Source organism: Alloacidobacterium dinghuense (assembly GCF_014274465.1).
Taxonomy (GTDB): domain Bacteria; phylum Acidobacteriota; class Terriglobia; order Terriglobales; family Acidobacteriaceae; genus Alloacidobacterium; species Alloacidobacterium dinghuense.
In genome coordinates, this window is sequence record NZ_CP060394.1 from 5,222,327 (window position 1) to 5,242,092 (window position 19,766).

General features: G+C 55.3%; 22 protein-coding genes. 17 read left to right on the plus strand and 5 right to left on the minus strand.

Translation table 11 applies throughout. The annotated features are described in order from the left end of the window. The first annotated feature begins 46 nt into the window (after positions 1–46). Positions 47–1,378, plus strand: coding sequence for an NAD(P)/FAD-dependent oxidoreductase (locus tag H7849_RS21825; protein ID WP_186742511.1), 1,332 nt, complete (start codon positions 47–49; stop codon positions 1,376–1,378). A 166-nt stretch (positions 1,379–1,544) separates the two neighbouring features. Here the strand turns inward: H7849_RS21825 and H7849_RS21830 are convergent, their stop codons facing one another. Continuing rightward, the gene (locus tag H7849_RS21830; RefSeq protein ID WP_222439715.1) at positions 1,545–2,390 is read right to left on the minus strand and encodes a DUF2182 domain-containing protein; all 846 of its coding nucleotides are present in this window, start codon (positions 2,388–2,390) and stop codon (positions 1,545–1,547) included. Positions 2,391–2,400: 10 nt separating this feature from the next. Then, positions 2,401–3,168, minus strand: a complete 768-nt coding sequence (locus H7849_RS21835) for a DUF899 family protein (RefSeq protein WP_251106400.1) — start codon at positions 3,166–3,168, stop codon at positions 2,401–2,403. 865 nt (positions 3,169–4,033) lie between these two features. Between H7849_RS21835 and H7849_RS21840 the strand changes: the two genes are divergently transcribed. The 16 genes from H7849_RS21840 to H7849_RS27740 all read left to right on the plus strand — a co-directional run bounded on the left by H7849_RS21840 (position 4,034) and on the right by H7849_RS27740 (position 17,410). Beyond that, positions 4,034–4,894, plus strand: coding sequence for a helix-turn-helix domain-containing protein (locus H7849_RS21840; RefSeq protein ID WP_186742513.1), 861 nt, complete (start codon positions 4,034–4,036; stop codon positions 4,892–4,894). Between the two features lie 449 nt (positions 4,895–5,343). Further along, a complete protein-coding gene (locus H7849_RS21845; protein ID WP_186742515.1) occupies positions 5,344–5,730 on the plus strand; it encodes a hypothetical protein in 387 nt (128 codons plus the stop codon). A 212-nt stretch (positions 5,731–5,942) separates the two neighbouring features. After that, positions 5,943–6,494 carry a YceI family protein gene (locus H7849_RS21850; RefSeq protein WP_186742517.1) on the plus strand — a complete coding sequence of 184 codons (552 nt, stop codon included), beginning with the start codon at positions 5,943–5,945 and terminating at the stop codon, positions 6,492–6,494. 1,282 nt (positions 6,495–7,776) lie between these two features. Continuing rightward, entirely contained in the window at positions 7,777–8,616 is an 840-nt protein-coding gene (locus H7849_RS21855) for a helix-turn-helix domain-containing protein (RefSeq protein WP_186742519.1), read from the plus strand. A gap of 363 nt (positions 8,617–8,979) precedes the next feature. Further along, positions 8,980–9,285, plus strand: coding sequence for a putative quinol monooxygenase (locus tag H7849_RS21860; RefSeq protein ID WP_186742521.1), 306 nt, complete (start codon positions 8,980–8,982; stop codon positions 9,283–9,285). A gap of 206 nt (positions 9,286–9,491) precedes the next feature. Further along, on the plus strand, positions 9,492–10,283 hold the full coding sequence (locus H7849_RS21865; protein WP_186742523.1) for a hypothetical protein: 792 nt from the start codon (positions 9,492–9,494) through the stop codon (positions 10,281–10,283). A 51-nt stretch (positions 10,284–10,334) separates the two neighbouring features. Further along, positions 10,335–11,138: a cytochrome b/b6 domain-containing protein gene (locus H7849_RS21870; protein ID WP_186742525.1), complete on the plus strand. Its 804-nt coding sequence runs from the start codon at positions 10,335–10,337 to the stop codon at positions 11,136–11,138. Continuing rightward, positions 11,128–12,018: a molybdopterin-dependent oxidoreductase gene (locus H7849_RS21875; protein ID WP_186742526.1), complete on the plus strand. Its 891-nt coding sequence runs from the start codon at positions 11,128–11,130 to the stop codon at positions 12,016–12,018. The genes H7849_RS21870 and H7849_RS21875 overlap by 11 nt, the downstream gene beginning before the upstream one ends. A gap of 358 nt (positions 12,019–12,376) precedes the next feature. Further along, positions 12,377–13,102, plus strand: a complete 726-nt coding sequence (locus H7849_RS21880; RefSeq protein WP_186742528.1) for an SDR family NAD(P)-dependent oxidoreductase — start codon at positions 12,377–12,379, stop codon at positions 13,100–13,102. Then, positions 13,096–13,581 carry a RidA family protein gene (locus tag H7849_RS21885; protein ID WP_186742530.1) on the plus strand — a complete coding sequence of 162 codons (486 nt, stop codon included), beginning with the start codon at positions 13,096–13,098 and terminating at the stop codon, positions 13,579–13,581. Before H7849_RS21880 ends, H7849_RS21885 begins: the two co-directional genes overlap by 7 nt. Positions 13,582–13,718: 137 nt before the next feature. Beyond that, a complete protein-coding gene (locus tag H7849_RS21890; RefSeq protein ID WP_186742532.1) occupies positions 13,719–14,171 on the plus strand; it encodes an organic hydroperoxide resistance protein in 453 nt (150 codons plus the stop codon). Positions 14,172–14,285: 114 nt separating this feature from the next. Continuing rightward, positions 14,286–15,080, plus strand: coding sequence for an alpha/beta hydrolase (locus tag H7849_RS21895; RefSeq protein ID WP_186742534.1), 795 nt, complete (start codon positions 14,286–14,288; stop codon positions 15,078–15,080). Positions 15,081–15,158: 78 nt separating this feature from the next. Beyond that, positions 15,159–15,590, plus strand: a complete 432-nt coding sequence (locus H7849_RS21900; protein ID WP_186742536.1) for a hypothetical protein — start codon at positions 15,159–15,161, stop codon at positions 15,588–15,590. Next, a complete protein-coding gene (locus H7849_RS21905; RefSeq protein WP_186742538.1) occupies positions 15,587–16,618 on the plus strand; it encodes a ferritin-like domain-containing protein in 1,032 nt (343 codons plus the stop codon). The genes H7849_RS21900 and H7849_RS21905 overlap by 4 nt, the downstream gene beginning before the upstream one ends. 287 nt (positions 16,619–16,905) lie before the next feature. Continuing rightward, positions 16,906–17,181, plus strand: coding sequence for a Crp/Fnr family transcriptional regulator (locus H7849_RS21910; protein WP_186742540.1), 276 nt, complete (start codon positions 16,906–16,908; stop codon positions 17,179–17,181). Continuing rightward, on the plus strand, positions 17,171–17,410 hold the full coding sequence (locus tag H7849_RS27740) for a BatD family protein (RefSeq protein WP_490337736.1): 240 nt from the start codon (positions 17,171–17,173) through the stop codon (positions 17,408–17,410). The genes H7849_RS21910 and H7849_RS27740 overlap by 11 nt, the downstream gene beginning before the upstream one ends. A 276-nt stretch (positions 17,411–17,686) precedes the next feature. Here H7849_RS27740 and tal read toward each other — a convergent pair whose 3' ends face one another. The 3 genes from tal to H7849_RS21925 all read right to left on the minus strand — a co-directional run bounded on the left by tal (position 17,687) and on the right by H7849_RS21925 (position 19,728). Then, positions 17,687–18,685, minus strand: coding sequence for a transaldolase (gene tal / locus H7849_RS21915; protein ID WP_222439716.1), 999 nt, complete (start codon positions 18,683–18,685; stop codon positions 17,687–17,689). Between the two features lie 226 nt (positions 18,686–18,911). Next, positions 18,912–19,253, minus strand: a complete 342-nt coding sequence (locus H7849_RS21920) for a head GIN domain-containing protein (protein ID WP_186742542.1) — start codon at positions 19,251–19,253, stop codon at positions 18,912–18,914. Between the two features lie 31 nt (positions 19,254–19,284). Beyond that, entirely contained in the window at positions 19,285–19,728 is a 444-nt protein-coding gene (locus H7849_RS21925; RefSeq protein ID WP_186742544.1) for a hypothetical protein, read from the minus strand. Between the last annotated feature and the right edge of the window lie 38 nt (positions 19,729–19,766).

The following is a 19,766-nucleotide window of genomic DNA, read 5'->3' on the forward strand; positions in this document are numbered from 1 at the left end:
TTTTTTGGGGGAGCATCCAGCTTCAACAGAAAGTTGTAGTGAACCAATGAGTGCAAGAACGCGCAAACAGGTGCTGATTCTCGGTGGTGGGTTCGGTGGACTCTATACCGCTCTCGGGCTTGAACAGACGCTCGCCCGCGATAGCGATGTGCAGGTCACGTTGGTCAATCGGGAGAACTTTACCCTCTTCACTCCCATGCTGCATGAGGTTGCTGCAAGCGATCTGGATATGACACATATCGTGAACCCAGTCCGGAAGCTCCTAAGCCACGTCGTGTTCTTTCATGGGGAGGTGGTACATATTGACCTCGCCTCGAAGCACGTGACGGTGGTGCACGGTCCGGAGCGCCATAGTCACGAACTTAACTACGACTATCTCGTTCTCGCTCTTGGGTCGACCACAAACTTCTTCGGGCTGCCGGGCCTTGAGCGCAGGGGCATGACGATGAAGTCGCTGAGCGATGCAATTCACTTGAGGAATCAACTGATCGATATGTTGGAGGAGGCGGATTTTGAGTGTGCGGCCGGCGAACGGCCTAATTTATTGACGATTGTTGTTGCTGGCGGTGGTTTTGCCGGGGTCGAGACGGTGGCCGCTGTGAACGATTTTCTGCGCGAATCGATTCGGTTCTATCCACATCTTACGGCAGCCATGCTCCGGGTGGTTTTGGCACATCCGGGTGATGTGATCCTCCCGGAACTGGGGCCAAAATTGGGCGCGTACGCTCAGAAAAAATTGTCAGAGCGCAAAGTAGAGATTCGAGTCAATACAAAGGTTGTCTGTGTAGACGAGGATGTGGTGGACCTGAGCGACGGCTCTACTATTCCGACGAAGACAATGATTTGGACCGCAGGGACATCTGCGAATCCTCTCATTGCCACACTGCCATGCAAATTGGACCGCGGTCGTATTGTGACAAATGAGTACCTGGAAGTGCAGGATTGGCCGGGCGTGTGGGCGCTGGGTGACTGCGCTTCGATTACAGACCACAAGACTGGCCGGCCACATCCACCGACCGCTCAACATGCCCTCCGGCAAGGTAAAACTGTTGCGAAGAACGTAACCGCGACGATTCGTGGCGGCACAAAGACGCGGTTCTCATTTTCCACGTTGGGTCTGCTCGCAGCGATAGGCCGAAGGACCGGTGTGGCGAACATTCTTGGAATTAACTTCTCAGGTTTCGTTGCCTGGTTTCTGTGGCGCACCATTTATCTGAGTAAGTTGCCTCGTTTGGAGAAGAAGGTCCGCGTAGCCTTGGATTGGACGCTCGATTTGCTTTTTAGCAAGGACCTCGTCCACCTCCTCGATCTCCGGGCTCCGACGGTGTCGCAAATCGAACAAGAGGTGGATACTTCGCTTGCGAGGTCCGAGCGGTAGCTGCACGATGTAGTCGAATCCGGAGGTCCGCTCGCGATTTCTGTGCGGATGTCGTCGCGCTCATAATCGAACACGTCATGGGCACCGGCTGCCGGGCCAGTGCGATCGATTGCAGCGTGCGGTCGTTGCTGGTGACCTGTCCGGGCCCCAAGGCACGCGCTGCGCGTCATCCGAGCCCGGCTGCTCGCGCGATCAGAAACAAGCCGGTTCCGATTATGACCGCTCCGATCGCTCGCGCGACCCGCTCGGCCGCCGGCGCCAGGCGCTCGACCGTGATGGCGCCCGCCACCACCGCCATCGCGCGCAGGTCCATTACGCCAATCACCAGCAGGATCGCCATCAGGCCCGCGCAGCACTGGCTGCAGTGCAGCCCCAGGCGCAGGCCGTGCCGCCACGCGGTGGCGGCGCACGGTGAAAGCGCGCCGGGCCCGGGCGCATCGCGGCAGCTGTCAAGCTGACGGGCCTTCCACGCGGTGAACTGGAACGCGCCCGCTATCACGACCACCACGCCGACCGCGATCGGAACCGCGGTCGATAGCGCCGGATGCCGCATCTCGAGTGCCGCCAGCGCGACCCCCACCGGAAAGGCGGCGATTCCCCACGTGGTCCACACCGAGAAATAACCGGCCCCAACCAGCGCGGTCAGCTTGCCAAGATTTTCCGCGCCGCCCAGCGCTCGCCGATAGCGCGACAGCATTGGCACCAGCGACGGCAGCATCATCGCCGCCATCATCACGCCCCACATACAGACGAACGACGACGACGCTCCCGCCCACGACTGTCCGGGCATTCGCATCCACGCCATCGACATCGTCCACCCGCCGGCCATCGTCATCCCGCCCATCGCCGACATCGAGTTGCACCAGACGATCGTCACCGCCGCGCTGGCGGCGAACAGCAACGCCGCGACGGCGAAAAACGCGCGCTCGGAAATCGCGCGGGCGCAAATGGCGCACTCGAACTTGCCGTAACTCGCGTCGGTCATTTTCAATACTGATTCTTGCCGCTTCAACGAGGACTTCCTAGTACTGCAGGTTGGGGTAGGCAGCGCTGTCTCCGCGTCCCTCGCGCGTCAAATCGAGAGCGCCGTAGATTACCCAGACCGGGTCGAGGGAGCTGGTGTCGCCGCGCTTGAATGTCATCTCGCTCGTCCAGTGGTGATAGATCCCGTCCTCGCCGCGTGAGAACACGTTCAGGACCGGGAGCTGCCCGCCGTCCGGTGCTTCCGCATGGTAGTCGCGGTTGAAGGTGTTGTTCCGCGAGGACAACAGCCGCAGGTTGCGCCAGCCGCGTTCTTGTGCGTAGGCGCCGAGCCGATCGGGGCTTGTCTTCGCGATCACGACGAGGTTGATGCGCTCGGCGAGGTGAAAAGCAGCACCATCGAGCCCGTCAACGACCGATGTGCATGACGGGCACGGCTGATCGACCAGGGGCAGTTCGGCTGTCTTGCCCCCTGGGGCGCCCGCTCGTTGGTCTTCTGACCAGCGCGGGAACATCATGTTGTAGATGACCAGCGAGTTCCTGCCCGGTGCGAACAACTCCGAGAACCTGACCTTGCTGCCATCGGCCGCGGACTCGAAGACGTAGTCCTCCCTGATGAGGCCGCCAGCTGGGAGTGCGCGGCGCTGGGCGGCGACCTGCTCGTTCTGCCGCCGGAGCTCTGCCTCAGCCTCCAACAGCTCGTTGCGCGCGCGCCGGTATTCGCTCGACTCGCCGGGGAAGTGGACATTCGGATCGAGGAGTACTTCCCGCCACTTGTTCATGTCGCGTGGTTTGCCTTTGAGAGCCATTGTTTCCATCCTTTTCTCTGCTCCGAACTCCTTCTCCCTTGTGGAGTGGGAGATCGGGAGCGTCCTTTCATATACTGCGCCTTTTCGCCGCGCTTTCACGAGATCAATCGGTGTTCACTGGACCGCTGTCTCATGCCTTTTACGTCTCGCTTACCAGGCCAAAGCCGTCGCGACAGGGCGGGTCTTCGACCCTTTTTCTGGACAACAGACTTACGGACCGAATGCCTGGGAGCCAACCGAATGTCGCCACTCAGATCTTTGACCACGAACTTCTGAGAACAAGCACCACAAAGCCAATAATGCTCAAGTTGGTGACTCTGTTTCTCATCAGAACTTTTCACAGACGAATCTTGCACATTGAAGACAAAGATTCGACCTTCTCGCAAATAATGCAGTGGTTTGGCACATTTAAGATTCGCGCAGTTGCTCACCATTTGAGTTCTGCACTGCGCCTGCAATGGCTCTTCTGTTCAAGTGTTGACTGGCTCATTGGTGTTTTCAGCGTTCCGGAGAATTCTCCCCGTTTAGTTATGGATTGAATTACAAATTCTTGCTGTGAATTACGCATTTTCACGCTTCTGGTTTTCGTGTCTGGTCGCACAATTTCCCAGCACACCAAGTTCGATGTCGGCGAGACCGAGCGGTTATGCCGTCGTTGTTTTCATAACGAACGGTTTAAGCGAAATTCGACACAGAAAAGCGTCTTTAGATACAGGTCATTTCCATGAATGGATTTCTCTAATTCGCGAGAAGATTCGGGCTACAAAACGCACTGTTCAGCGGATCTCTCAGAATCGTTGCTGATGCGCTGGACATCTGAGTGTTATAAGAACGTGTTCACCGGTCGGTGTAAGTGGCGTTCAGCATGAATATAAGTCGTGCATTTACATCAAAGACGGCTCCGCTCAGCATTCTGCCAACAGCGAAGCGGGATTTCATGCCAGTCGATGTGGCCGTGGTGGAAGCACCCCGAGGAGAATGGGTACTTCCAGCAGTTAATGATGTCCGTCTTGGCCTGATCCTCTCCGATTACTCTGCCCACTGGCATAGCTCGAAAGGCCTGCTATCGATAAACGTGAGCGCTGGCAGTCTGTCGATATGCGAATTCAACCAACCGCGACGCATGGAGATGCAAAACCCCGCAAACGTCGCCCTCGTGCTTTTGCAGAATGAAATCCTGGAGCAAGCTCTGCACGATAGCCGGAAGCAACGAGTTGAACTGCAGGAGCGTCATGGGCTACAGGATCACAACATGCGCCATCTCATGGAGATTCTTCTGTACGAAAAGCGTCAGGGTTTTCCCAGTGGCGGCTTTTTTCTGGACAGCATAGCGGCCGCTTTAGCGAGCCACCTTATTCATTATTATTCTGCTGCTGCACCACTTATATCGGAATCCGTTGGAGGGATGGCGCCCTCTACTCTGCGTCGGTGCATCGCATTGATGGAGGCACGCCTCGAAGGAAACCTTCGACTGGATGAATTGGCGTGCGAGGCTGGATTGAGCACATCGCACTTCATTCGGAGTTTCCGCGAGAGTACCGGTAAGACGCCCTATCAATTCCTGCTTGATCGGCGAGTGCAAAGAGCACAAACCTTGATGCGCGATCCTCGCACTTCGCTGACTAAGGTTGCCAAGTCGAGCGGCTTCGCCAATCAGCATCACATGGCCCGCATTTTCCGATGTGTCACGGGCATGACGCCAAGCAACTACCGTCGGTCGTTGTAATAATCGGCTCGAAAAAAACGAGGCAAGCCATCTAGTCGAGGGTAAGAAAGGATCACGACTTGGTTGGTCTCTTTAGTCAGAGCGGGCAGTGTCACGCCCGACTTGGACAATCAGCGATCCGCGTAGCATTGCTGTCGGCAATAGACACAGCTCAAACATTCAATGTGATTTTCAAAGCTATAAGTCGATGGCGCGATTATTTAGCAGATTTCTAGAGAAGAGTTTTTCAACAGCCACACAGGGCGAATGCACTTAATGCATGCATGCCTCTGAGGCCGGATTCTCACAATTGGTACGTAACTGACCCGTCGAACCGAAGGGTTGAGTTCAGGGGCCTTTCGAAGAAGGGTGCCGCTCGATTCGAATGATACTATCAGATATGTCTACGGTACTCTCCGCGACAATGCGTCTCATCCTATCTGCAGAAATGCCAGAGATTGGAGAAGATCATGTCCCACGGAATGAAACCGAAGCATACCTTACTACTCTCGTTCATGCTAATGATGCCCTCGGTGTTGCCAGCCGCCTCGAGGAATCGGGCTGAAGTCACGTTAGAACAGACCGTGATTGTGAACGGAACTCAAATACCCCCAGGGAGCTATCGCGTTCAGTGGGAAGGCACCGGTTCATCTGTCCGCGTCAGCATCATGAAGGGAAAGGAGACGATCGTCACCGCCTCAGCCACAGTAATTCAGGAGAAGTCACCATATCGTGACGCGGCAATTCGCTTTACCAATGGAAACATTGTCCAGGACATCGAATGGGGCAACCAAACAGTGCGATTCGATCAAGGAGATGCATCTTCGAGCAGTTCTGCCAGCAGCACAATCAAATGAAACCTTAAAGACAGGCGCGATCCTTTTCGCGCCTTTTTTCCAAATCTGACTACGCCGATGTGGTTGAAAGGCGCGGCAATCTTAACGCGCTCACGCTGCATGCGCAGTCCATGGCTTCCAATCCAGTTGCCAAAATGATATCGGTCCCGTCACCGGGGCGACAGAAACGCCCGTGTCGGCTGAGACGCGCTCAGGCTACGTGGGAGATGGTTATGAAAGCAATCCTTCTGTCGATTCTGCTTTGTTTCTTCGGGAGCCAATACGCGCTCGCGGTCGAGAGACAGATCGACCCGGAGCAAAGCACGCTCACCATCCATGTGGGCAAGAGCGGGCTGCTCTTGGCCGCCGCCCACGAGTACACGGTGACAGCTCCGATTGCGAACGGAACGATTGATGACGGAGTTTCAGCGGAGATCAGCTTTCGGGTGGAGGCGATCCGCCTGACCGTCCTGCCGGAAGAACACCGGAGTAAGATTCAACACGCGATGCAGGAGCGAGTTCTGGAAAGCAGCCGTTTCCCGGAAATCTATTTTGCTTCCGACAAGGTGCAATCCACGGCAGAGGGAGAATGGGATGTTTTAGGCCAGCTAACCCTACATGGCGAAACCAGGACGGTACTGGTGCACGTGAATTCACTCGACGGCAAATACATTGGAAGTACGATGATCAAACAGACTGACTTCGGTATTCAGCCAGTCAGCGTTGGTGGAGGCACAAGGATAAAGAACGAGCTCAAAATCGACTTCTCTATCAAGATGAGGTAAGGAATCCGCTTGACCTCTGAGAAATCGTCTGCCCATCCTTCGCCGGGCGCAGAATCCAGAGGAGGAGCTGACACATAGCCAGGACAATGGGTCTACCACCGATCCGGACTCAGAGTCGGATGACCAACGGATCTGTTTGCCTGGACAACGGCTCGGTTCACCGTTATCGCAACATCCGGCTGTTTTCTCGTGCTGACGAGAGATGGATCCCGTCGGAGACGCCAATTAGAATCCAGAACTTACACCGAACGCGGTCATCCAGCGTGGCAGTCGAGCACAGCGCCACCTTTGCCGCTTCAGCTTGACCAGAGCATTTAAGATCCAATGCAGTCCTCCAAAAACATTCCGGGAAGTGTGTCAAAAAATCCCGATCTCATCCCAGCTTAAACAGTAGATGCGCGTCATCATCCCGGCAATCGAGTTTGTCGCCGACTGAACATTTTGCTCTGTATGCGAGACAAATTGACGGATCATTTACGGCCAATAAAGCGGTTGATGGAAGACACGGGAGCCAGAGAGCGTTTCGACCGGCGCGACCAATACACGACCATCGTACGGTCGAAACCATCCCAAATGGTCCTAAACCATCCTAAATGGAAGAGGCCACAACACTCTTCATCTCAATGATATCCGCTGATTCCAGACCACTTAGTTGGCTTGCTAGGCAGCTCTGAAAAGGCCGGCGTCGGCGGTTCGATCCCGTCTCTGGGCACCATTTAGAATCAATAACTTACAGGCGTTAAATCATAAGCCTCCCATTCGGGAGGCTTTTGCGTGTTTTGGCTAAGTTACCTATTTTTAATAGCATGACACTTTTTGGGGTGTGGTCGCGTATTGGTCGTGCGCTGCCTTGCTTAATTTAAGGCGATCTTCCAACTCTTTTGGAATGTGCAAAATGTGAATGCTGCAGAATGGGCGACGCCAGCCTCTTTCGAGGTCGCTCTACTTGTTGGGCAGGTGAGGTTCTGATAGGAACTCCGCTCAAGAAGATCACAACACGCGGCATGCATTTCCGCGCGAGTCAAGCGTTCAGGTCATCGGTTGTCCCATCAGTACCCTGGATCGGGATCTCCGGAGAGGACCCAGGGTGGTGTGCTGTTGCACCTTCAACTACATTGCTGGGTATCCGGCAAATGGCGTGCCCAGAACTTGTTTGAGAGCCTTGCCCTCACGCGAGATACATGTATCGCCTTGCCGCGGAGATTCATCAAATCAGATGACTTTGAACAGCGCCTGTTGAGCTCTCGGCCATATCAACAATGTGAAGGCATGATGCAAAAGAATGAGAGTTGAACTCTTTCAACCCGAGTCTGATATAGAGCCACGTCATTGGGTGCGGCATGATCAGGCTTTCGCAATGATGTTGGGGCCCGGCTCAATTGAATGGGGCTCAAAGCGTTCCGCGCTGGAAAAGTTCGACTATGCGAAGGGCGACTTAGCACTGTGCCATCGTCATGAGGGAGAGTGGGTTGGACTCATGAACGTACCGCATTTGCAGCTCGGTATTTCCGACGCGGCCCTGATGGCCAGCTCGGACGGAACTTACGGCGAGGTAGAACTGCACCCTTCACGTAAGTTTGCTGACTCCCGCTTGAGTGCGCTGGTTGCCGCCGCGCGTGCGGAGATGGTTGCTGGCTTTCCGAGCGGGCGGCTATTTCTGGATTCTGTTGAACAGGCGATGGCCGTAGCCCTGGTCACGGGTCATGCAGTAAGGCACCGTCCTGTGCAGATGTACCGAGGCGGACTAGGCTCAGCGCGCTTGCGAAGGATTAAAGAGTTGGTCGATGCGAAGATCGGGGACGACTTGAGTCTCGACGAGATGGCGCAATCGATAGGATTGAGCACAGCCCATTTCGCGCGGATGTTTCGCAAGTCAACCGGCGAGACCCCGCATCAATTTGTTCTGCGCCAAAGGGTCGAGCGCGCTAAAGCGATGTTGCGTGCACCCGATGCGCGAGTATTGGACGTGGCCGTGGCCTGTGGCTTCAGAACTCAGCAGCACTTTGCGCAAGTTTTTCGTGAAGTCTGTGGAGTTAATCCAACTCAGTATCGCCAGGATTTGCTGAATTCCGAAGTGAGTTGCGTTTCGGAAACCCATTCCGAAGATATGCTACGCCTCTGATTTGTGGTTCGCAGCCACACGTCACCCTCACGGGCTGCCTTTCACCTCGTGGCTAACGTCGCGGCTCACCGGAATTTGTAAATCATCGCTCCTTGCATCTGCCTCGGCACTGCGTCCTCCGCCAACAATTCTGACTGCGCGCGCCGCAGCTCGTTCGAAGTCTCGGCGTCGTTCACTCAGGGCACCCTGGAAACCTAATTGAAAGTCGTTGGAGTTCTGTCTCTAGCAGCATGAAGTAGCAGGATTCCGACCATCCGAGCAGAAACCCGCACAACTCCGTATGCGATGTGCAGTTTACTCAGAGTTGTGAGCAGAGGCCGGTTCCAATCGGTCGGGAATAACTCAACGCAGAAGGGTAACTCAATGGAAGCAATTGGATTGTTAGTCACGCTCGAAGCACGTCCAGGTAAGGAGGCCGATGCCGAAGCATTTCTGAAGTCGGCTCAGCCTCTCGCGCGCAATGAAAATGGGACGTTGAAATGGTATGCGATCAAGATCGGGCCGGGGAAGTTCGGCATCTTCGACACCTTTGCAAATGAAGCGGGCCGCAATGCCCACCTGACTGGCGAGATTGCGAAGACGTTGGGGGCTCGGGCCAACGAATTGTTCGCGACTCCCCCGCAGGTCGAAAAAGTTGAGATCCTTGCAAGCACACCTTCGAAGAATTAGGCGGGAACAATTCGAATCGCAAGTCCGATTGATGGCGGTATTCGTGCCCGTTACGTAGAGGACCTGTTCGAATCGTTCTTGGCCTCCGCGTTTCGTTGAACCCACCCACGAATTCGCGCGGAGAAAGCCGCGAGACTGAACAAGGTCAAATGACCGGCCCAAGATCAACTGATGCTTGATTGCGGGAACAACAAGGGAGATATGAAATGTCATACGTCACGGTTGGCAATAAAGAGCTAAGCAGCGCCACACTCCCCTCCAATGCGAACGGACACTCTGGGTCAATGAGTGCCAAAACCACGAGTCAACGTCTGCTCAACGCAAGCCGTCACCGCATGTTTCCTCTTGCGATGGTCGCTCTAGTGGCAGTCGCTTTTGGATTCAACCCGGGAGCTCGGGCTCAGGATGTTGCACCACCCATCTCGGGTGCCCTGGGGCAGGTTCAGTCTGTCGGGGATCATTCGATCACAATCCAGGATAAATCTGGGCTTTTTCATATCGACATCACGCAGCCACTCACAACATATAAGGTAGTTCCCTCGGACCTGAACCACATCACGGACAATGCGTATATTGGTGTCGCATCAACGGAGCTGCCGGACGGAACGGAGGTGGCAAAGCAGATCTTCATATTTCCGTCGGAACTGCGAGGCGCCGTGGAAGGCAGCGTTGCAATGGATGCGCAGCCCGGCGCTACGACTCAGAGTCGGATGACCAACGGATCTGTTTCCCTGCGGCGCGCGCCCGAGTCACACTCTCGAATGACGAACGGCGTCGTGCAGAAAGGAACCGGAACAACACTGGTCGTTAACTATCAGGATGGAGCACAGACCATTTCTGTGCCGCCGAATGTTGCGGTCGTAAGTGTTGTTCCCGGCGAGGTTCAGCTGGCGGCAGGGGAGACGGCCTACGCCAAGACCGATAAACAAACGGATGGCACGCTCAGCACGCATATGATCCTCGTGATCGGCGGACCCCCCTCGGGAAATACCAAGTAATAGCCAGAGGGATATGCCGTGTCATCTGGCAGACAAATCCACAGTGAACGAATGGCTACAGGCGCGCTGTCTCCCAAGGCCCGCGCGCTCGTAGTCCGTCGGCACCACATCTTAGTACGGATCAGTCATTGGCTTACCATTCCGCTCCTCGTCGGCCTGATTCTGAGCGGCATATCGATCTACTGGGCTTCGCCCGTTTATCGACATAATCCGGATCCGCAGTCGGGTAATTTCGACTACTTCGCTGACGCGGGAATCTGGATTTGTGCTCACGTTCCATGGCTGCACCACTACGCAGACCCGGCGGACTGGGTCTACAACCACAGCAGCCTTGGACCCTTCATGCTCGCCTACGCTCTACGTTTTCACTGGCTCTGCGCGTACTCATTGATGCTGAACGGGCTGGTGTACCTTGCAGGCCTCATTCTGGGAGGGGGATGGCGATCACTCCTGCCCCGGCTGAGCGATGCTGGCGGCGTTTTGCAGATGGCCAGATATTATCTCGGCTTACCCTACGCCATATTGGCTCAGCGCGGCCAAACGCATCCCAGATTTCGCACAAAATACAACCCCCTTCAGCGGCTCTCCTATTTTGCCGTTGCGGCTGGCGGCTTCCTCGCTGTCGCCACTGGGTGGGCAATTCACAAACCGGCGCAACTCTCCTGGCTTGCAGCCATCTTCGGCGGATTCGATAAGGCCCGCGTTTGGCACTTTTGGCTGATGTGGTTCTTTGTAGTGTTTGCGATTCCGCATGTTGTGTTGGTTATCGCCGCTGGTTGGGACACGTTGGGGAGCATGATCACCGGCTGGTCCAAGAAATTCGCGTGCTCGGAGGTTTCCGATCATGCGTTCTAAACAGAATGATGTGGAACCAAAGTCCGCCAGGGGATCTGTTCTCCTGAAGAAGTTTCAGGGCGCATTCAGCGAACGACCGGCCGAACCGATTGAAGTCGAACCCTCGATGCTGCACCGCTGGACTCGGCGTAATTTGCTGATCTTCGGTGCGGGAGCGCTCGCCACATTTGCAGTTGGCGGATCGCAGCTTCCCCGGGAGGTTTTCGAACGGCTGGGTCTCGATCCAGTTAAGACTGGACCGGAAGACAAATGGCTTCTGAACAAAGCACTGCGATTCGACGATGATGTGTCAACAGCGCTCTATTCGCAGCATCATTTGGCGCCCACCTATACTAAATCGCAGATTACTCCGCTTAAGAACAACTACAACGGCGCGACGCCAGATCCGGCTTATATTTCGGGGTGGCGTCTGACTCTCGATGGGCTGTCCTCCGGGCTGAGCGTTTCTCTCGACATCGGCACCCTTCTCGCACACCACCAGATCCATGACCAGATTACTCGCCTCGTGTGTGTGGAGGGTTGGAGCGCAATCGCATGGTGGTCCGGTTTGAGATTTGACGATCTCTTGCATGCTTATCCGCCGGTGTCCCAAGCAAAATGGGCCCACATCGAATCGGCGATCAATCTCGACGCAAACGGGAATTCGGATCCATATTTCGTTTCGATTGACCTGCTGACAGCCGAGCATCCGCAGTCTCTACTGGCGACTCACCTGAACGGAAAGCCTCTCACAGTGGAGCACGGGGCTCCGCTGCGACTGCTTGTACCTGTGAAACTAGGTTTGAAGAACATCAAGGCAATTACCCGGATTACCTATACTCAAGACGAACCGCCGGACTATTGGGCAAAGCGCGGGTATTCACGCTATGACGGAATTTGAACTAGACGCCCCGAGAGTGCCTACGCAACTCATTCGAACCCTCGCAGTGATCTCGCTCAAGACAGCCTGAGACAGTCTACCGACTGGTTGCAATTAGCTGGAGATCCGCCACAGGGTGCATGAATGTAGCAAGAATCCGACCACCCCAGCAGTAATCCGAACAACTCCGTATGCGATGTGCAGTTTACTCAGAGTTGTGCTCAGAGCAAATGTATCAACAAATCGGCTCGCAATAGTCGCTCTGTTAGCAGCTGTTTATGGGTTGAAACGGGGAGCTCGCGCTCAAGATGTTCCACAGATTTGGGTGCCCCGAGGTTGGTTCCAATCGGCCTGAACCGAACAATAAAGGAGATTAGAAATGGTAAATACGCGGAAAACAGCAATCGTTACCGGCGCCTCACAAGGTATCGGCGCGGGTCTCGTGGATGAGTTCTTGAAACGAGGTTACAACGTAGTCGCAAACTCGCGAAACGTGACTAAAGCCAATCCATTCGCAGCGTCCGCGAATCTTGCACTGGTCGATGGAGACATCGGCGACCCGCGCACGGCTGCAAAGATCGTGGATACTGCCCTATCCCGATTTGGCCGGATCGATGTGCTGATCAACAATGCTGGTGTTTTTATTCCGAAGCCTTTCACCGAGTACACGACTGAAGACTTTAACACCCTAGTCTCCACCACACTAGCAGGCTTTCTCTACGTATCACAGCTCACCGTGAAGCAAATGCTGGAGCAGAAATCGGGCAGCATCATCAACGTCTCAACCACCCTGGTCGACCAACCGATCGCAGGTGTAGGGGCAGCTGTTCAAATTATGCTGAAGGGCGCCTTGAATGCGGTGACGCGCGCACTCGCCATTGAATACGCGAAGGATGGCATTCGTGTAAACACCATAGCGCCGGGAGTGATCAATACTCCCATGCATAAACCCGAAACCCACGACTTTCTCAAAGGGCTGCACCCAGTCGACAGGCTAGGTGAAGTTAAAGAAGTCGTCGACGCGGCTTTGTTTCTGACCGACGCCACGTTCACCTCGGGCGAAATACTGCACGTGGATGGCGGCGCTCACGCAGGCAAATGGTAAGCCGGGATGGCTCTCGGCCTGCCAGCGCCGAGCAGCGGTTGAAAGAACTTGGCATCCAGCTCCCGACACCGCCTGAACCATTCGGCATCTATGCGGAGGCGGTACAGGCGGGCAACCTACTTTTTCTAACCGGGATGCTACCCACGCATGGCCGCGGAGCGAAATTCATCGGGCGCGTCGGCGCTGAACTCGATGTAGAAGCGGGTCACAAGGCGGCTCGGGTGGCGGCGCTCAACGCCCTCGCTGTCGCGCGGCAGCATCTGGGGTCGCTCGACAAAGTGAGGCGAGTTATTCGGCTTGGCGTAGCGGTGGCCACATCTGGAGATGTCCGCGAACACCCAAAGGTGGCTGACGGCGCTTCAGAGTTGCTGCAAGAGGTCTTTGGAAAAGACAGGAATCCTTCTCGACTCGTCTACGGCGTTGCAAGCCTCCCCCTCGGTACCCCCGTTGAGCTGGAAGTGATTCTTGAGGTTTCCTAATGCCTACCTGTAATCGGAACCCGACTCAGATCGCGCGCGGCTCCACTGACTCGGGGTCGTGGTGCCAATCCTTCAACTAAGAGATTTTCATTCACTATAGCTTGCCGGTTATGACCGGCGCACGGAGCAAAATCGAGATGTCCAAAGCCAACGCAGTAGCTAGTTCAAACCATGAAGTCATGAAAGTGATGTACACCGCCAAGACCCATACCTGGGGAGGTCGGCGCGGCGGCATCTCTCAAAGTGATGATGACCGCTTAGATGTTAAGTTTTCGGCTCCTGGAGTTCCAGGAACTGGCACCAATCCGGAACAGTTGTTTGCCGCTGGCTGGTCGGCCTGTTTCATCAGCGCGATGGGACTTGTGGCCAGCAAAATGAAGGTCAAACTTCCGGCTGACGTAACCGTCGATGCCGAAATAGACTTGTGTAACTCCGGCGATGTTTACTTCCTCCGAGCACGGCTTAACGTCTGCCTGCCTAGCTTGGAGCGCGAAGTCGCCCTTGCCATTGTGGACGCCACGCACGGCGAGACATGTGCATATTCCAACGCCACACGGGGCAACATCGACGTCACGATCAACGTGGTGTAAGCCGGACCTGTAGCAGACCGTTTTACAAGGACTGCGTCGGCTCTTGCGGACTCTGATTGCGGCAAGAGCGTGATGAACTATGGCTTCAATCTTGATGCAACGAAGGAGAAAAATATGACTCTCTCGAAAACATACCGAATTGCTTTGATTGCGTTTGCAGCATTCCTACTGACAGCAGTGTTTCACACGAGAGCGGTCGCTCAGACGAACTCTTCTCAAGCGGTTAGAAACATTGTCATTGTTCACGGTGCGTGGGCCGATGGATCAAGCTGGTCCAAAGTGATTCCACTGCTTCAAGCCAAGGGATTACATGTGGTCGCTGTGCAGAACCCATTGAGCTCTCTGGCTGATGACGTCGCCGCCACCAAGCGTGCCATCGCATTGCAGGATGGCCCTGTACTGCTAGTGGGCCATTCCTACGGGGGAGTGGTTATCACGGAGGCAGGAAACGATCCAAAGGTAGTCGGGTTGGTTTATGTGGCTGCCCTCGCTCCGTCGGATGGTGAGTCCGTTGCTTCGGTCACCAAACCGTTTCCGCCGGCTCCGCTAGGCAGCGAAGTCCGGGCGGATGCTGAAAGTTTTCTGACGGTGACCCCAAAGGGAATCGCTGAGGACTTCGCCCAGGATCTGCCAGACAAGGAGAAGCAGCTGTTGACGGCGACACAGGGTCCCACAGCGGCAGCTGTTTTCGGGGCCACAATCACAACTGCCGCATGGAAGACCAAGCCATCTTGGTCCGTGATTGCCAGCGATGATCGCGCCGTTTCTCCGGAACTCGAGAAGGCCGAAGCGGCGGCAATGAAGGCCACATCGATCACTGTTCCCTCCAGTCACGTGCCAATGCTTTCTCACCCGAAAGAAGTAGCAGACTTAATCGAGCAAGCTGCAGCTAAAGCCGGGCGCCAATGATCCCGGTTCATGAAGACTCAGAAATGAGTACTACCACTCGCGAAGCATTGGCCGGTTCGAGCACGGGGGCAAGATTTTATGGGTAATAGACCTGCACTACTTTCAATTCGCCTGTTCGTGTCCGTGAACCTTCTGTATGCCGCTATCTTTCTCAAGTTTGCAGGGATGCCAGATTCGGTGACCCTGTTCACGCAGATGTCGCAAGCGGTCCACGGGTTGGTATCTCAGCCGGTATTCCGGCTAGGGTCAGGGGTGTTCGAAACAGTGGTGGCGGTTCTGCTCCTGATCCCGAAGACAGCCAACTTGGGAGCGGGATTGACTATTGTGTGGATGACTGCCGTAATTCTCAGTCACATTTTCGTGTTGGGATATGGCTGGTTCTTTGTCGATGCTCTCATGGTGATGATACTGGCTGTCATTTATCTCTTGCTGACACGCAGGCACTCCCATCAGGGCGAACCCGAATTTTTTGCGAAAACAAAAGGGAATAACACAAGGAGTGTCTTATGAGCAGTTCCAGCACAGTATCGACACAAAGCCGCCGCTCGTTCTTCAAGATGACGGCAGCAGGTGCGGCCATCGCCATACCCGGCTTCGCTTTAATGAACGGAACAGAGATCGCTTTCGCCGAATCAAAGCCCTCACTCAACGATAGCGATGTAGCCGTATTGCAGTTCCTCGCAGCGGCAGAACTCGTCGAATCTGATCTTTGGGAACAATACTGCGAACTCGCGACCAACAATCCCGGCTACCGCAATGCCCTTCAGAGGATCGACGAATCGCTTCCCGACTACATCTGTGGGGTATTGGAAGACGAGCGCAGCCATGCCACCTTCATCAATGCATTCCTGGTCGCTGCCGGCAAAACACCAATCAACCTCGATCCCTTCCGCACCTTGCCCAGCGTACCCGTCGAAGGCGCGAAGAACATCGGCCGTCTGACCAACCTGAAGAATCTGACCGTCGATACGAGTTACTACCAGCGTTACCGCCAGGCCGGAAACCCCGACTTCGGAGATGCCTTCGCCCAGATAGCCAACATCGTCAACCAGCCCGCAGTTCCTACCTCCGACTCGCTTGGCGGCGATGAGCTCCGTTCTATTGCACAGACCGCCGCCTTTCACTTTGCAGCAATCGAGCAAGGTGGAAGCAGCCTCTACAACTCGTTTATGACTAAGGTCACGAACCTCGACGTCGTGGCAATCCTCGCCTCCATCGGCCCAGTGGAGGTCTACCACTTCGCCGTCTTCCAAACTGCCCTTGAACGAATCCGCAAACTCGAAGGCCACGACGGCCCGAGTTTTCCCGACATTCGGGAGAACCCAAACCGCGGCGACATCATGCCTGAACCCTGCACCTTTCTGGATAAAAGCCTGCCCGTCTGCTCGGTCATCAGGCCCCGCAACACCAATACCGCGGGAGCGGTTGCGGCCGCGACGGGCCTGGTAAATTCCGGCCTGTTCCTGGGCCAAAGCCAGGCATTCTTCGACGCAGTCGTACCGCTCGCCGAAGCAGCGGACGCCGCACTACGAAGCTAAAAGAAAACCAAAAGGGCGGAGAGATCAGCCGACTCATCTTCGACCTCCTCTCCGCCCCTTCTCCTCCGCGATCCCCGAATTGCTCATAGCAGGGTTGCTCAAAAATGGTGCGGAAGCAGTCCGACGGCCGAGGTCTCAGTTTTCGATGGCGGTCCTTATCCATCCACGACGATCGCTGAGGAGGATTCAGAGGTCCTCTCTCTCGGTCGAGAAGATGTTCGCCGATTCATGCTTCAGCATCCTGAACGGCTTTGACTGCTCTGGAGATTATCGCGAAGAAACTGCGGATGGTCGAACAACTCGCTTTGATGGATGTCGGTCAGCGGCTAGCAACCCTGCCGCTCGAAGAGGCACGGAGAAGTACGCCGGAACTCAAAGACGGCATCTCGTTTTCCCTCCCTCTGTCTCACTCCAAGATAGCAGCACGTCTCGGTTCCGTCCGGGAAGTCGTCACGCGCGGATTGCAGAAGCTGACACAGCGCGGCGTGATCGAAGCCCGCGGCCATCGCATCGTTGTTCTCAGCGTGAAGGAACTCCGCGCCCACGCCGAGGATCGCTCATAGGAGCGTCCGCAAGTTGGAGCGAGCCTGCAGACGTGACCATGCGTCGCAGGCATATGAGTGGTTGCTGAAATGGATCAGCCTTGCTTATCCAAACGCCACTCTTCACGAATTCTTAAGGCGAGTGGCTGATCCCGCTCTGTCATCCGAGACGAATAAGCTGGGCGCTTCTCTTGTCGCGAAAATAATCAGGATGCTCGTTGGGCCGCCAGGAAAAGGGCTGACCTGTTAAAGCAGCTTCGCAAGGCTCAAATTGCAGTCCTCGACGCCGGCATCCCGGCAGGCGCGAATGAACGCATCGATAACTGCAAAGGAGTGATTCCTGGGAACAACACCCTTATAATTCACCCTTCCAGTTCGCCTTTCCATGATTGCATTGAGCTATGAGGACGCGTTCTTCGCGGAGCTGTCGCAGTGAGCGGCGCGCAGAAATCGGATCTTCCCACACGCGCCAACTTTTAGAAGCGAGTCCCTCATCCGTTGGGATGAGGACTTGAGAGCTGTATCTTTATTTTGCCTGTAGGCTCTCGCTCTTCAACTGAATCGTCTTCAGCAAACTGTCCCACGACTTGTCGAAAGACTTCGCGCCGTCCGATTGCAAATCGGCAGCCAGCTTCGTAAGGTCGATACCCGCTTTTTGAAAACCGTCGAGAACCGTCTGCAAGTCCCCACCATCACGCGGCAGAGACCCGTTCACTGCCCCGTGTTCTTGGAACGCTAGCAAGGTTTCCTCCGGCATGGTATCGATCGTGTTCGGAGCTGCCAGCGCTGAAATATAGAGAATATCGGACTCCTTCGGATCCTTCGTGCCAGTGCTCGCAAAGAGAAGACGTTGCGGCTGGGCCCCAAAGTTCGCCAGTCTTTGCCACCGATCGCAGTCCAGAATGTCTCGATATGCTTTGTACACCTGTTGGCCAACGGCGATGCCCAGCTTGTTTCGCAGCTCGCCTGGCACCTTATCCATCGTTGCCTTGTCCCAGCGGCTCAGGAACACCGACGCCACCGACCGAACATTCGGAGAATGACCTGCATCGATTCGTCTTTCGATACCACGCATGTACGCTTCCGCGGACGCCACGTATTGATCGACAGAAAACAGCAGAGTCACATTGATGGGAACGCCGGAGAAGATCGACTCTTCAATGGCTGGATTTCCTTCCTTCGTGCCCGGAATCTTAATGAACAAATTCGGACGGTTGCCTTTGGCGTGCAATTCTTTGGCGGAGGCGATCGATCCTTGCGTGTCGTATGCCAGTCGCGGCGAGACTTCCAGCGAAACGAACCCGTCAACGCCGTTGGTGCGCGTGTGCGCAGGCAGGAATAGATCTGCCGCCCTTCGCAAGTCCTGCAGGGCAAGTTCGAAGAAGATCTGCTCCTCGTGTATCTCTCGCTCAGCGAAGCTGGCGATGTCCTCGTCGTAGGCGGCGCTTTTAGAAATCGCATGTTCGAAGATGGTCGGGTTGGAAGTGAGCCCGGTAACCGAAAATTCGTCTACGTATTTCCTCAAAGTGCCGTTATTCAGAAGGTGATGTTGTCGAGCCAAAGGCTCTGACCGAGATTGTGCAGGGTTTGCGTTGCTTTCATAGTGTCACCTCCAGCTGATTGCACACATGAGTGCATTCATTAATTTTCGATTTCCCCTGCCTGCATCTTGCTGCAGGTCCAGCCGGTGGTCAGAAGCTTGTGCACCGGCATTCCGAGAGTCCGATGCACAAGTAGGTTGAACCTGAGGCTTACAACAGCTTGATTGAGGAAACCTTCAGCGTATCGCCGTCGACGTCCCCGCTGACATTAACGCGGAGATGATCGGTTTTATTGGACGCTTTGAGGGCTGCCAAAATCTGTTCGTTTCCTGCGGCATCGAACTTCAAGAATTTCTGGTCACTCGTGACGATGCCGAAGCCGCTCCCCTCGCACTTGAGAGCACAGTCGCGGGTGTGAGCATCGGGGTTGGCAGCTGCCTTCTTGGAGCAGTTGACGTCCACGACAGATACGTTCTCAAAAGTTTGCGGCGCCGCGAGTGCAGGAAGTGCACTAAGCCCAAGCAGCAGGAGAAGCGAAGTGAGTTTTTTCATGGATCCTCCGTTTGAGTTGTTGATGTCTTACTCAGTGAGTGTGAGCAAGGGCTGAGTCCGGCGCGGCTTTCGCACTTAGCGTTGCTGTCGCGTACTGCTCGCGCACAGCTGTGAGCTGGGAAAGAGCAAAAGCCCCGATGGCAATTTCCACATCACGCACAGCAAGGTCATAAAACATGCCTGTGGTGCATAGGTTCACGGCGATGGCGAGAAGCCAAGCCATCACGATGTAACTGCCAACCCTAGTTTTGCTGCTTAGTACGATGAGCCCGGCGACGATTTCGACGATGCCGACCGCATGCATAAAGGTTGCAGGGCTGACCGGTATGACCTTTGTTGCCAGTGGACTCAGGTACATGCTCCAATCAGTGAGCTTATTGAAGTACTTATCGATGCCGGCGACAACGGGTCCCACCCCCAGGGCGATTTTCAGAGCCCACCAGGCTACATTGAGACGCTTATCGAAGTCTGTCATTTTCTAACCCTCTACTAAAAAGGAGTGGCGAGCAGACA

Bases quoted from the DNA above. Each gene is read 5' to 3' on its own strand.
- H7849_RS21920 (WP_186742542.1), bottom strand. From the start codon at position 19,253: ATGAAAAAACTCACTTCGCTTCTCCTGCTGCTTGGGCTTAGTGCACTT.
- H7849_RS21855 (WP_186742519.1), top strand. From the start codon at position 7,777: ATGAGAGTTGAACTCTTTCAACCCGAGTCTGATATAGAGCCACGTCAT.
- H7849_RS21865 (WP_186742523.1), top strand. From the start codon at position 9,492: ATGTCATACGTCACGGTTGGCAATAAAGAGCTAAGCAGCGCCACACTC.
- H7849_RS21910 (WP_186742540.1), top strand. From the start codon at position 16,906: ATGGTCGAACAACTCGCTTTGATGGATGTCGGTCAGCGGCTAGCAACC.
- H7849_RS21875 (WP_186742526.1), top strand. From the start codon at position 11,128: ATGCGTTCTAAACAGAATGATGTGGAACCAAAGTCCGCCAGGGGATCT.
- H7849_RS21890 (WP_186742532.1), top strand. From the start codon at position 13,719: ATGTCCAAAGCCAACGCAGTAGCTAGTTCAAACCATGAAGTCATGAAA.
- H7849_RS21825 (WP_186742511.1), top strand. From the start codon at position 47: ATGAGTGCAAGAACGCGCAAACAGGTGCTGATTCTCGGTGGTGGGTTC.
- H7849_RS21905 (WP_186742538.1), top strand. From the start codon at position 15,587: ATGAGCAGTTCCAGCACAGTATCGACACAAAGCCGCCGCTCGTTCTTC.
- H7849_RS21885 (WP_186742530.1), top strand. From the start codon at position 13,096: ATGGTAAGCCGGGATGGCTCTCGGCCTGCCAGCGCCGAGCAGCGGTTG.
- H7849_RS21880 (WP_186742528.1), top strand. From the start codon at position 12,377: ATGGTAAATACGCGGAAAACAGCAATCGTTACCGGCGCCTCACAAGGT.
- H7849_RS21900 (WP_186742536.1), top strand. From the start codon at position 15,159: ATGGGTAATAGACCTGCACTACTTTCAATTCGCCTGTTCGTGTCCGTG.
- H7849_RS21860 (WP_186742521.1), top strand. From the start codon at position 8,980: ATGGAAGCAATTGGATTGTTAGTCACGCTCGAAGCACGTCCAGGTAAG.
- H7849_RS21870 (WP_186742525.1), top strand. From the start codon at position 10,335: ATGGCTACAGGCGCGCTGTCTCCCAAGGCCCGCGCGCTCGTAGTCCGT.
- H7849_RS21925 (WP_186742544.1), bottom strand. From the start codon at position 19,728: ATGACAGACTTCGATAAGCGTCTCAATGTAGCCTGGTGGGCTCTGAAA.
- H7849_RS21850 (WP_186742517.1), top strand. From the start codon at position 5,943: ATGAAAGCAATCCTTCTGTCGATTCTGCTTTGTTTCTTCGGGAGCCAA.
- H7849_RS21895 (WP_186742534.1), top strand. From the start codon at position 14,286: ATGACTCTCTCGAAAACATACCGAATTGCTTTGATTGCGTTTGCAGCA.
- H7849_RS21835 (WP_251106400.1), bottom strand. From the start codon at position 3,168: ATGGCTCTCAAAGGCAAACCACGCGACATGAACAAGTGGCGGGAAGTA.
- H7849_RS21840 (WP_186742513.1), top strand. From the start codon at position 4,034: ATGAATATAAGTCGTGCATTTACATCAAAGACGGCTCCGCTCAGCATT.
- H7849_RS21845 (WP_186742515.1), top strand. From the start codon at position 5,344: ATGTCCCACGGAATGAAACCGAAGCATACCTTACTACTCTCGTTCATG.